The following is a 12,359-nucleotide window of genomic DNA, read 5'->3' as shown; positions in this document are numbered from 1 at the left end:
ATGACCCGCACCCATACCACCATTTTCGTTCTCGTCGCCGCTGTCGCCCTGGTGCTGGGCCTGACCGTCAACAAGGTGTTGAGCAGCAAGGGCCAGGGTGACCCGGCTGCTCTGCTCGACGCCGGCATCGTTCTGCTGCCGCAACCACGTACCCTGCCAGCGCTGACCATGACCAACCAGGATGGTGAAACGGTCGCGCTGGATCAGCTCAAGGACGACTGGACGCTGCTGTTCTTCGGCTACACCTTCTGCCCGGATATCTGCCCGGCGACCCTCGCCCAGTTGCGCCAGCTCAAGAGCCAGCTACCCGAGGCGACCCGCGAACGTCTGCGCATCGTGCTGGTCAGCGTCGACCCGCACCGCGACACACCGCAGCAGTTGAAAAAATACCTGGGTTACTTCGACGCCGGCTTTCAGGGCCTGACTGGCGAGGAGGCCAGCCTGCAAAAGCTGGCCAATGCGGTGAGCATTCCCTACATTCCCGCCGACACCAGCAAGGAAAACTACACCGTCGACCACAGCGGCAACCTGGTGATACTCGGCCCGGACGGCACCCAGCGCGGCTTCATCCGCGCACCGATCAACAACGCCAAGCTGGCCGAGCAGTTGCCGGGGTTGGTTTCCGGTAGCTGACATGATGCGGTTGCCGACGTAGGGTGGATGACGCTCTTTTCATCCACCGCAGGGCGTACCGGGCCACTCTACACAACGAGCGGCGGCGTTGCGGTTCGCGTTACAACGCCAACGGCAGCGGCAGGTCGACCTGCTGGCGCCGCGCCAGGCGGCGCTCGAACTCGGCCGGATCATGGATCAACACATCCTGCCCGGCAAAGGACTCGGCGGCGATCAGACGTGACAGCCAGAAACGCACGCAGGCCACCCGCAGCAGGGTCGGCCACAGCTCGGCCTCGGCGGCGGTGAAGGGGCGCAGCGCCGCGTAGGCGCCCAGCAACGCACGCACACGGACACCATCGAGGCTGCCGTCTTCGTGCGAGCACCAGTCGTTGAGGGTGATAGCCAGGTCATAGAGCATCGGCCCCGAGCAGGCGTTGTAGAAATCGATCACCCCGGCCAGGTGGTTGCCGTCGAACAGCGCGTTGTCGCGGAACAGATCGGCATGCAGGTTGGCGCGCGGCAGGGCGAGAATGCGCGGCTTGAGCTCGGCGATTTCCTGCAATGCGTCACGCAGCAGAGGCAATGCCTGCTCGTCGAGCTTCAACGCCTGGCTCGGGCCCTCGCTGAGCATCCAGTCCAGCCCCCGATCACTGCGTCGCTCGATGGGGCGCTCGCGGGTCGCCAGATGGATGTTCGCCAGCAGGCGCCCGACCTCCTGGCAGTGATGGGCGTTGGGGTCGTGCAGATGCTTGCCGTCCAGCCGCGGCTGCAACAGCGCCGGCTTCTCGGCCAGGCTGCGCAGCGCCTCGCCATCCTGCGTGCGCAGGGCGTAGGGCACCGGCAGACCGGACTCGTGCAGCACATCGAGCAATTCGATGAAGAACGGCAAATCGGCCACCGGCCCACGCTCGACCAGGGTGAGAACGAACTCACCCTGCTCCAAGCTGACGAAGAAGTTGCTGTTCTCGCTACCGGCGGCAATGCCTTGAAAGCTCTTCAGTCGACCGAGCCCGTAGGGCGCCAGGAATACTTCGAGCTCATGACGCTCCAGGGGGGTGAATACCGACATGTCGTTGCCTTGTTACCAACTGAAGATTTCCCAGGACGGGATCAGCATGTCCGGGTCGTCCGAGCGGATGAAATTACCGTCGCTGCCATCGGCGCGGACGAGAAAATAGGGTTTACCGTTCTTGGGAGTGATCTTGATGGCATAGAGGAAGCCATTGACCCGATACTCCTGAATGGTGCGGTCGCCGTCCTGGCGAATGGTGACGTCGGGATCGGCGGAAACCGGATCCTCGGCATGAGCAGCAAGCGGAAGACAGGCCATCAGGCCGACCAGCAACAGGCGATTCAGCATACCCATGATAACCTTACTCCTTCGTTTTTCACCGATGCAGCCATTCTACCGCTGCACCCGCCGAAAAGGTTGATCCCGCGCATGAGCCAAGCCCCTCTCGTTCTGGTCGACGGTTCCTCGTACCTGTACCGCGCCTTCCACGCCCTGCCGCCGCTGACCACCTCCAGGGGCATGCCCACCGGGGCGGTCAAGGGTGTGCTGAACATGCTCAAAAGCCTGCGCAAGCAGTACCCGAACAGCCCCTTCGCGGTAGTCTTCGATGCCAAGGGCGGCACCTTCCGTGACGAGCTGTTCGCCGAGTACAAGGCCAATCGACCCTCCATGCCGGACGAGCTGCGCGTGCAGGTCGAGCCGCTGCACGCCAGCGTGCGTGCCATGGGCCTGCCGCTGCTGTGCGTGGAAGGCGTGGAAGCCGACGATGTGATCGGCACCCTGGCCCGCCAGGCAGCCGCGGAAAAGCGCGACGTGGTGATCTCCACCGGCGACAAGGACATGGCGCAACTGGTCTGCCCGCACGTTACGCTGGTCAACACCATGACTGGAAGCGTCTACGATGCCGATGGCGTAAAGGAGAAATTCGGTGTCGGCCCCGAGCTGATCATCGATTATCTGGCACTGATGGGCGACAAGGTGGACAACATCCCCGGCGTACCCGGTGTCGGCGAGAAGACCGCCCTGGGTCTGCTGGTCGGCGTCGGTGGCGGCCTCGACGTGCTCTACGCCAACCTCGACAAGGTGCCCGAGCTGCCGATTCGCGGCGCCAAGGGCCTGCCAGCCAAGCTCGAGGAACACCGCGAGATGGCCTACCTCTCCTATCAACTGGCGACCATCAAGACCGACGTGCCGCTGAATATCGAGATCGATTCGCTGCACCCCGGTGAACCGGATCTGGCTGCGCTGGTGCAGCTCTATGGCGAACTGGAATTCAAGGCCTGGCTGGACGAGCTATTGCGGCAGAACAAGGCGCTGGCGGCCAAGGCGGCAGCGCCAGCCGGCGACCTGTTCGCCGAGCCGGCCAGCGATGATGGTCAAGACAACGCCGAAGCGACGCCGCCCAGCGCCGGGGATTACCAACTGGTGCTGGAACAGGCGCAGTTCGACGCCTGGCTGAAAAAGCTGGAGCAGGCCGAACTGATCGCCTTCGACAGCGAAACCACCAGTATCGACGCCCAGCAGGCGCAACTGGTCGGCCTGTCGTTCGCGGTCAAGGCCGGCGAAGCCGCCTACGTACCGCTGGCCCACAGCTACATGGGTGTGCCGCAACAGCTTGACCGCGATGCGGTGCTCAAGGCACTCAAGCCCATCCTCGAAGACCCGACCAAGGCCAAGGTCGGCCAGCATGCCAAGTACGACATCAACGTCCTGGCCAATGCCAGCACGCCGATCGCGGTGCAGGGCGTGGCCTTCGACACCATGCTCGAATCCTACGTGCTGGATTCCACCGCCACCCGCCACGACATGGACAGCCTGGCGCTGAAGTACCTGAACCACAGCACCATCCGCTTCGAGGACATCGCCGGCAAGGGCGCCAAGCAACTGACCTTCGACCAGATTCCTCTGGAGCAGGCCGGCCCCTACGCTGCCGAGGATGCCGATGTGACCCTGCGCCTGCACCAGGAACTGTGGGGCCGACTCGAAGCCGTGCCCTCGCTGGCCAAGGTGCTGCGCGAAATCGAGATTCCGCTGGTGCCGGTACTGGCGCGTATCGAGCGCAACGGCGCGCTGGTGGACGCCAAGCTGCTCGGCGTGCAGAGCGTCGAACTGGGCGAGAAACTGGTGGAGCTGGAGCGCCAGGCCTTCGAGATCGCTGGTGAGGAATTCAACCTGTCCTCACCCAAGCAGCTCGGCGCGATTCTCTACGAGAAACTTGGCTACCCGGTGATCAGCAAGACCGCCAAGGGCCAGCCCTCCACCGCCGAGGCGGTGCTGGCGGAACTGGCCGAACAGAACTACGAGTTGCCCAAGGTGCTGATGCAGTACCGCTCCTTGAGCAAGCTCAAGAGCACCTACACCGACAAGCTGCCGGAGCAGATCAACCCACGCACCGGGCGCATCCACACCAGCTACCACCAGGCAGTGGCGGCAACCGGCCGGCTGTCGTCGAGCGACCCGAACCTGCAGAACATCCCCATCCGCACCGCCGAAGGCCGACGTATCCGTCAGGCCTTCGTCGCGCCCAAGGGCTACAAGCTGATGGCGGCCGACTATTCGCAGATCGAGCTGCGCATCATGGCCCACCTGGCCAAGGACGAAGGCCTGCTGGATGCCTTCCGCCACGATCTGGACGTGCACAAGGCCACCGCCGCCGAAGTCTTCGGTGTGGCCCTGGAAGAGGTGACCAGCGATCAGCGGCGCAAGGCCAAGGCCATTAACTTCGGCCTGATCTACGGCATGAGCGCCTTCGGCCTGGCCAAGCAGATCGACGTCGAACGCAAGGAGGCGCAGGCCTATATCGACCGCTACTTCGCCCGTTATCCCGGTGTGTTGAGCTACATGGAGCGCACCCGTGCGCAAGCCGCCGAACAGGGCTACGTGGAAACCGTATTCGGTCGTCGCCTGTACCTGCCGGAAATCCATGCGCAGAACCAGGCCATGCGCAAGGGCGCCGAGCGCGCGGCGATCAATGCGCCGATGCAAGGCACCGCGGCGGACATCATCAAACGTGCCATGATCAAAGTGGACGGCTGGCTGCAGGATAGCGGCATCGATGCACGCATCATCCTGCAGGTGCACGATGAACTGGTGCTGGAGGTGCGCGAGGAACTGATCGACGAAGTCAGCGCCAAGCTCAAGGCCCTGATGGGCGACGCTGCCGAACTGGATGTGCCGCTGCTGGTGGAAGTAGGCGTCGGCAGCAACTGGGATGAAGCTCACTGACCCTCGCTAAGCCGCGGCCGCTCTAGCTTATGGATTTGAGAGCAGTAAAAGCTGGTAGTTATGGCAAATGGTTGTAAGAAAACCTGAACTTTCCGCTCAACCACCCGGTCAGAACTCATGAATGGCCGTTAAGCCTTTCAATGCTCCTTTGTTGTGTTAAGTGTTGGCAGACATCTGAACCCCGCCCTAGCGGTTCAGAGCTTGAACCCCGAACTTCTCCCTCCCCATACGAAGCTCGGGGTTTTTTTTGCCTGCAAGAAAGTGGCTGCCGAATCGTGTAGGAGCCCGCTTGCGGGCGATGGTGCAGGCAACAAGCTGCAATCGCTGGCAAGCCAGCTCCTACCTTCTCCTCCTGCCTCTCACACTTGCTCAGAGGCCTCGTCGCCCTCCGTAGGGTGCGCTGTGCGCACCGATACGCCATAAGTCGTGGACCCTACTCCTGAGCCGCCTCATCTTCCTCCGGCAATAGAGCCAACCAGCCGGCCAACACCATCTGCGCCTCTTCCACGCCCATGCGCTTGGGCGCCGAGAACAACTGGATACCGATACCCTCGCCCCATTCCTTGCGAATCTCCTGACGCACCTTGAGCAGAGCGTTCTTCGCAGCGCCGAAGGCCAGCTTGTCGGCCTTGGTCAGCAGGATGTGCAGCGGCATGCCGCTGGCCACCGACCAGTCCAGCATCATCCTGTCGAAGTCGGTCAGCGGGTGACGAATATCCATCATCAGCACCAGGCCGCACAGGCTTTCGCGGCTGCCCAGGTAGGCTTCCAGGTGTTTCTGCCAATGCTGCTTGAGCGGGATGGGCACCTTGGCATAGCCATAGCCGGGCAGGTCGACCAGACGGCGCTCGTCATCCAGGCGGAAGAAATTGAGCAGTTGCGTGCGTCCTGGCGTCTTCGAGGTACGTGCCAGGCTGGCATGGGTGAGCGTATTGAGCGCGCTCGACTTGCCCGCGTTGGAGCGGCCGGCAAACGCCACCTCCAGGCCACTGTCCTCGGGGCACTGATCGACCTTGGCGGCGCTGATGAGGAAGCTGGCCTGCTGGCACAGGCCGATGATGGGGTTCTTCGGGAGCATGGGGGGTATCCGGTGGATGCCCTGATCCGGCATGGGATCCGGGACTTGCGACATTTCCGCGCACCCACCGCCGGCTAAGGCATGTCGCAGGTGGCGTCGTTTCCGTTTAAGCGTTGCCAGTATATAATGCCGCAGATTTTGTGTGCGCTTTGTCCCACCCGCAGGAACCGTAGCCAAGGGAACGCTCATTCCATAACGCCCGATAGAGGCAGGATGTTCCCACCCTGATGAGGTTGATTTGATGAAGAAAATGCTGCTCGCGGCTACTCTGACCTTGCTGTCACTGAACGGTCATGCCGCACAGGATCCGCAAGCGGTATTCGACCGCACCTGTGGCGCATGCCACAACGGCCAGCTTCCCATGGCACCCAAGAAAGGCGACAAGGCCGCCTGGGAACCGCGTCTGGCCAAGGGCATGGATACACTGGTGCAGAGCGTCACCAATGGTTTGAACGCCATGCCGCCCCGTGGGCTGTGCATGGACTGCACGGCGGAGGATTACCAGGCGGTCATCAAGCTGATGAGCGAATGAGTAAGCCCGGCCGATAACCCTTTCTCTCTTAGCCGTAATTGGATTAGCTGATGAACAAAGTACTCGTGAGTCTGCTGTTGACCCTGGGCCTCACCGGCGTGGCACAGGCTGCCGGTGATGCACAAGCCGGTCAGGGTAAAGTCGCCGTCTGTGGTGCCTGCCATGGCGTCGATGGCAATAGCCCTGCACCCAACTTTCCCAAACTGGCTGGCCAAGGCGAGCGCTATCTGCTCAAGCAACTGCACGACATCAAGTCCGGCAACCGTCAGGTCGTGGAAATGACCGGCCTGCTGGACAACCTCAGCGATCAGGACATGGCCGACATCGCGGCCTACTTCGCCAGCCAGAAGATGAGCGTCGGCGCCGCCGATCCCAAGCTGGTCAAGCGTGGCGAAGCCCTGTTCCGTGGCGGCAAGCTGGAAGAAGGCATGCCTGCCTGCACGGGTTGCCACTCGCCCAACGGCGCTGGCATCGCCGCAGCCGGTTACCCGCACCTCGGTGGCCAGCATGCGCAGTACGTCGCCAAGCAGCTGACCGATTTCCGCGAAGGCAACCGCACCAACGATGGTGACGCCATGATCATGCGTACCATCGCCTCCAAGCTGAGCAACAAGGATATCGAAGCCGTTTCCAGCTATATCCAGGGTCTGCACTGACAGACCGCCGTTGCACTTGGCAAGACAAAGGGTGGCTTTGGCCGCCCTTTTTCGTATGTGCCATGGCTACAATAGAGGAACTGACCAAACGGTAGCGAGTCATAGTTCCGAATCGCCATCAGGGCGATGCTTTTCCAGCCAAGGAGTTCCCCCATGCGTAACCTGATTTTCGGCGCCGCTCTGGCGATCAGCAGCCTGTTCGGCCTCACTGCCCATGCCGAGCCGGTCGCAGGCCAGCAGTATGTCGAGCTCAGTAGCCCGGTACCGGTTTCCAAACCCGGCAAGATCGAAGTCGTGGAACTGTTCTGGTATGGCTGCCCGCACTGCTACCAGTTCGAGGCGACGCTCAACCCCTGGATCAAGCAACTGCCGGATGACGTCAACTTCGTGCGCATTCCGGCGCTGTTCGGCGGTCTGTGGAACGTGCATGGCCAGGCGTTCATTACCTTGGAAATGATGCAGGTCGAGCACAAGGTGCATGATGCCGTGTTCAACGCCATCCACCAGGAGAAAAAGCGCTTGGCCACGCCTGAGGAGTTCGCCGATTTCGTCGCCACCCAAGGCGTGGATCGCGATGCCTTCCTCAAGACCTTCAACTCCTTCGCCGTCAAAGGCCAGATGGAAAAGGCCAAGAAACTGGCCATGGCCTATCAGATCACCGGCGTGCCGGTGATGATCGTGGATGGCAAGTACCGCTTCGATATCGGCTCGGCCGGTGGCGCGCAGCAGGCGCTGGAAGTAGCCGACTACCTGATCGCCAAGGAACGTGCCGCGCGCTGAGCGGCGCTAGGCGCATAAGATGCTGCGCCGCTGGCGGAAGACCCGCGCGGTTGGCCTGTGTGACCCACAGGTCAACCCGCATTGCCGTTCCCCCGAGCGCAGTTGGCCAGCCGATGGTCTGCTGCGACTGCTCAGTTTCAACGTCCAGGTCGGCATCAATACCCAGCACTACCACCATTACCTGACCCGTAGCTGGCAGCACCTGTTGCCGCACGCCGGGCGCAGCGGCAACCTGCAACGCATCGGTGACCTGCTCGCCGACTTCGACCTGGTCGCGCTGCAGGAGGTCGACGGCGGCAGCCTGCGTTCGGGCTTCGTCAACCAGGTGGAATACCTGGCCCAGCAGGGTGCCTTCCCCTACTGGTATCAGCAACTCAACCGCAACCTCGGACGCTTCGCCCAGCACAGCAACGGTCTGCTCAGCCGTTTGCGCCCGCAGGCGCTGGAAGACCATCCGCTACCCGGGCCCCCCGGACGCGGCGCGATATTCCTGCAACTGGGCAAGGGCGAGCAAGCGCTGCTGGTGGTGATGATGCACCTGGCGCTGGGCGCCCGTACCCGTACCCGCCAGCTCGCCTACATTCGCGAGCGCGTCAGCGAGTTCCGCCATCTGGTATTGATGGGCGACATGAACACCCATGCCATCGACCTGCTGGAAAACTCACCCCTGCGTGATCTCGGCCTGCTGGCTCCACAAGTCGAGGCCACCTTTCCGAGCTGGCGCCCACAGCGCTGCCTCGATCACATCCTGCTCAGCCCCAGCCTAGAACTGGGCCGTTTCGATGTGCTCGCCCAGCCGATTTCCGATCACTTGCCCGTGGCGGTGGAAATACGTCTGCCGAATGCTCAAAGTAGTGGCCAACCGCCTGCACCCAACCCGCCATCCCTGGAATAAGCCAAATGAGCGATGACGCCCAGCGCTGGAAAGACAAGTACCTGAGCAGCCTCGAACAGCAGGAGAAGCTCGAGAGACGCTGGGACGCACGCCTCGACCTGCTGCGTCGCGGCCTGGTACGCAGCAGTCTGGCGGCGGAGGGTACCGACAAGGCAGTGGATCAGTGCATGAAGGAAATGCGCGAGATCCTCCGTCGTGACGACATGGACGCCCCCCTCGGCAACCTCATCCCGCGCCTGGAAAAGGCCGTGCTGGAGTCGGAAAAGCGCCGCCAGCAACGGGCCGGCGAAGCACTCAACGCCCTGCAGCAGGCGATCGACCAGTTGCAGGAGCTCGATCCTCCGCGTGAGGTGCGCAAGGCCCTGAAAGCCCTCGGCAGGCAGCTCGAGGACGCCACCAGCCACAGTTACCTGCTGCCGGCGCTGCTCAGCCAACTGAGCCAGTTGCAGGGTCAGGCGCTGCAACAAGTGCGCAATAGCCAGCCGGAACAGCCCGGCCTGCTGCAGCGCCTGTTCGGCAGCCGTGGCGATGGCCAGGCGGCGTCGAACGAAGCCAGCGAGGCAGGCGTACAGCCCAGCGATGCGCTGCCACTTGCGCAACCCGAGGCTACGTCTCAGCCTCAGCCTCAGCCTCAGCCTCAGCCTCAGCCTGTCAACGAGGATAGGCCGGCCACGCCGCCACAGGAAACACCCACTAGCGCCGCATCGGCTCCCCGCGCGACGCTCGACAGCCTGCCGGCGCCGCCCGGCCTGGTGCCCAGCCCGCAAGCGGATAACGGCGCGTTCGACCTGCCCAGCAGCGAGCCCGGCTACAGTTCAGTGGCCCCGCATATCGCCGAAAGCCTGCGCAAACTGCTGGCCGAACTGGAACTGCCCGCACGTCACCAACCCCAGGGCGAGGCGCTGCTGTTACGCCTGCAAGGGCCACTGAACTGGTACGAGCTGGTACCCGTTCTGGACGATCTGTCGGTATTGGTGTTGGCAGTCAGCGGCAGCGGGCAGCGTGAGTTCGCCCTCTACCTCAAGCAGCTCAACGAGCGCCTGGCAGCGTTCATCAGTACCCTCAACGAAACCCACGAGGGCTACAGCGGCTCCATCGAACAGGCGCGCAGCTTCGATCAGGAACTACGCGATCAGGTCAGCGAGCTGCAGAGCAGCGTGCAGGACGCGGTGGATCTGGAATCGCTCAAGCAGGCGCTGGAGCAACGCCTGGAAGGCCTGCTGCAAACGGTCGCCACTCACCAGCACCAGCGCAACGAACGGGAAGATGCGGTGGCCGAGCGCCTGCAAGGCCTGGTACAGCGCGTGGCGGAAATGGAACAGGAGGCCCAGCAGTTCCGTGACCACCTGGAAGAACAGCGGCAGAAGTCGCTGCTCGACCCGCTGACCGGCCTGCCCAACCGCGCCGCCTGGAGCGAACGCCTGGAGATGGAGGTGGCACGCCGGCAACGCTACGGCGGCGAATTGCTGCTGGCGGTCATCGACATCGACCACTTCAAGCGGGTCAACGACAACTACGGCCACCTGGCCGGTGACCGCGTGCTCAAGATCATCGCTGGCGAGCTGCACAAGCGCCTGCGCAAGAGCGACTTCATGGCGCGCTTCGGTGGCGAGGAGTTCGTCCTGCTGATTCCAGGCACCCCTCTGGAAGGCGGCCTGCAGCTTCTGGAAACCCTGCGCGCGGCCGTCGCGGCCTGCCCCTTTCACTTCAAGGGCGAGCCGCTGGTCATCACCTGTTCGGCCGGCCTTACCGAGTTCCGCGGCGACGAGAAGAGCGACATCACCTTCGACCGCGCCGACAAGGCGCTGTATCGCGCCAAGGCGAATGGCCGCAACCGGGTCGAACAGGGCTAGCAGGTTGTTGAAAAACTACCTCGGCTTTGGCTTCCTGCGTCGCTCTACCTCCTGCATCCCTGCAGTCGTGCGTTGCCATTGCTGCGTTAAAAGCAGGCTCGCGTGCGAGCCCAGACTAGGCGCCCCCGTCAAAAATGCTCATTTGCAATTCGCAAAGTCGAACGCGACTCCGAGCATTTTTCGGCTGTTTTTGCGGGGCCGCCATCGGTATTGCACTGGCTGCCTCGCCTACGTTTTTCAACGGCCTGCTGACGGTTGTCAGGCCGCCGGCAGGTAGGGCCGCCAGCTCTCCGGTAGCTGCTGCAGACGCGGATAACGCATGGCCTCCAGTTGCAGTGGCGGCAACAGGAAGGGCGTATGCCGCAGGTGTGCAGCGACGGTATGCAGCTCCGGCATCCACAGGCTGACGTAGCTGGCATCCGGGTCGTACTGGCGCGCCTGGCGCAGTACGTTGAACACGCGATGCTGCCGTGGATCGCTGCCAACGCCGGCCAGGTAGGCCCAGTTGCCCCAGTTGCTCGCCGGGTCGTAATCGAGCAGATGCTCCTCGAACCAGGCAGCGCCATGGCGCCAGTCCTGCTGCAGGTCATGCACCAGGTAGCTGGCCACTACCTGTCGACCACGATTGGAGATGAACCCCGTAGCCGCCAGCTCACGCATATTGGCATCGACGAACGGCATGCCGGTGCGGCCCTGGCACCATTGCTCGAAACGTTCATCGAGGTTGCGCGGCGCATGGCTGGTGGCCTTCAGGCCGCCGGCCTTGAACAGCGCGCTGCCATGGCGCAGCAACGTCCAGCGAAAGAAATCGCGCCAGAGCATCTCCACCCACAGCCAATGAGTGGAGTCGTTGCGGCCGTACTGCGACTCGTGGCGCCGCAGTTCCGCCAGCACCCGCCGCGCGGACAGGCAACCATTGGCCAGCCAGGGAGAGAACTTGGAGGAATAGTCGCTGCCGATCAGGCCGTTGCGGGTTTCCTTGTATTGCCGCACCGCCTGGGTATTCCACAAGTAGTCACGCAAACGTGCCTGCGCAGCGGCTTCGCCGCCTGAGAAGGGAAAGGCGCTGAGCGGCATGTTGAGCGGCTCGCCCAGACCGAGTTGGGACAGTGTCGGCAAGGGCTGCAGCAAGTCCAGCGCGGCATCCGGCAGAGGCGGCAGGGCAGGGGGCGCGGGCTGCGGCTGGAACACCAGCACGCGCTCTTCGCACAACTCGCGGAACTGGCTGAATACCGCCGGCAGCTCACTGGGCAGGCAGGGCAGTTCGTGCTCGCGCAGCAGGCCATTGCCGGCAAACTCGCGCATCGGCACCAGACCGAGCGCGTCTTTCACGCGCTTCTGCAGCGCGCATTCATCCGGCGCGATCTCGGCGTGCGTCAGCACCTCCTGCAGCGCCAGGCGTTCGACCAGCTCGGGAATGACCCGCTCGGGCTCGCCCTGCACCACCAGCAGATGCGAGCCACGCTGGCGTAGCGCACTGTCGAGTGCCACCAGGCTCTCGAGCAGGAAGCGCGTGCGCTGCACGCCCTGGCGACGGCTGCCGAGCGGGCCGATCTGCAGCAGGCGCGGGTCGAGCACGTAGACCGGCAACAAGCGCTCGCAGGCAAGCCCGGCCTGCAGGGCCGGGTTGTCGTCGAGACGCAGATCCTGTTTGAGCCACAGCAGAGCGCTCTGCATGCTTCACTCCTTGAGGGCAATGACCTCGGTATACCG

General features: G+C 63.3%; 11 protein-coding genes. 7 read left to right on the top strand and 4 right to left on the bottom strand.

Translation table 11 applies throughout. The features are described 5' to 3' along the window. Complete coding sequence (locus tag PVE35_RS00220; protein WP_277373401.1) at nt 1-633, top strand: SCO family protein; 633 nt, start codon at nt 1-3, stop codon at nt 631-633. Between the two features lie 100 nt (nt 634-733). On the opposite strand, the gene PVE35_RS00215 is transcribed toward PVE35_RS00220, so the two are convergent. Then, on the bottom strand, nt 734-1,684 hold the full coding sequence (locus tag PVE35_RS00215; protein ID WP_277373400.1) for a homoserine kinase: 951 nt from the start codon (nt 1,682-1,684) through the stop codon (nt 734-736). A gap of 12 nt (nt 1,685-1,696) precedes the next feature. Beyond that, a complete protein-coding gene (locus PVE35_RS00210) occupies nt 1,697-1,981 on the bottom strand; it encodes a DUF2782 domain-containing protein (protein ID WP_268180202.1) in 285 nt (94 codons plus the stop codon). Nucleotides 1,982-2,056: 75 nt separating this feature from the next. Here PVE35_RS00210 and polA point away from each other — a divergent pair, with 75 nt between their 5' ends. Then, complete coding sequence (gene polA, locus PVE35_RS00205; protein ID WP_268180200.1) at nt 2,057-4,852, top strand: DNA polymerase I; 2,796 nt, start codon at nt 2,057-2,059, stop codon at nt 4,850-4,852. Nucleotides 4,853-5,285: 433 nt separating this feature from the next. On the opposite strand, the gene yihA is transcribed toward polA, so the two are convergent. Then, nucleotides 5,286-5,930 carry a ribosome biogenesis GTP-binding protein YihA/YsxC gene (yihA, locus tag PVE35_RS00200; protein WP_268180198.1) on the bottom strand — a complete coding sequence of 215 codons (645 nt, stop codon included), beginning with the start codon at nt 5,928-5,930 and terminating at the stop codon, nt 5,286-5,288. A 241-nt stretch (nt 5,931-6,171) separates the two neighbouring features. Between yihA and PVE35_RS00195 the strand changes: the two genes are divergently transcribed. From PVE35_RS00195 to PVE35_RS00175, 5 genes are all read left to right on the top strand, one after another. Beyond that, nucleotides 6,172-6,462, top strand: a complete 291-nt coding sequence (locus tag PVE35_RS00195) for a c-type cytochrome (protein WP_268180196.1) — start codon at nt 6,172-6,174, stop codon at nt 6,460-6,462. A 50-nt stretch (nt 6,463-6,512) separates the two neighbouring features. Next, nucleotides 6,513-7,118 carry a c-type cytochrome gene (locus PVE35_RS00190; protein ID WP_268180195.1) on the top strand — a complete coding sequence of 202 codons (606 nt, stop codon included), beginning with the start codon at nt 6,513-6,515 and terminating at the stop codon, nt 7,116-7,118. A gap of 153 nt (nt 7,119-7,271) precedes the next feature. Further along, the gene (locus PVE35_RS00185) at nt 7,272-7,898 is read left to right on the top strand and encodes a thiol:disulfide interchange protein DsbA/DsbL (RefSeq protein ID WP_268180193.1); all 627 of its coding nucleotides are present in this window, start codon (nt 7,272-7,274) and stop codon (nt 7,896-7,898) included. Between the two features lie 19 nt (nt 7,899-7,917). Beyond that, a complete protein-coding gene (locus PVE35_RS00180) occupies nt 7,918-8,793 on the top strand; it encodes an endonuclease/exonuclease/phosphatase family protein (RefSeq protein ID WP_268180191.1) in 876 nt (291 codons plus the stop codon). Between the two features lie 5 nt (nt 8,794-8,798). Beyond that, the gene (locus tag PVE35_RS00175) at nt 8,799-10,646 is read left to right on the top strand and encodes a GGDEF domain-containing protein (RefSeq protein ID WP_277373399.1); all 1,848 of its coding nucleotides are present in this window, start codon (nt 8,799-8,801) and stop codon (nt 10,644-10,646) included. 258 nt (nt 10,647-10,904) lie between these two features. Here PVE35_RS00175 and PVE35_RS00170 read toward each other — a convergent pair whose 3' ends face one another. Beyond that, nucleotides 10,905-12,323 (bottom strand): DASH family cryptochrome, encoded by a 1,419-nt coding sequence (locus tag PVE35_RS00170; protein ID WP_277373398.1) that lies wholly within the window; start codon nt 12,321-12,323, stop codon nt 10,905-10,907. Between the last annotated feature and the right edge of the window lie 36 nt (nt 12,324-12,359).

The organism is Pseudomonas sp. AA-38, from assembly GCF_029457475.1.
Taxonomy (GTDB): Bacteria; Pseudomonadota; Gammaproteobacteria; order Pseudomonadales; family Pseudomonadaceae; genus Aquipseudomonas.
Note: the sequence above shows the minus strand (reverse complement) of the source record. Positions and strands in the feature narration are given on the sequence as shown.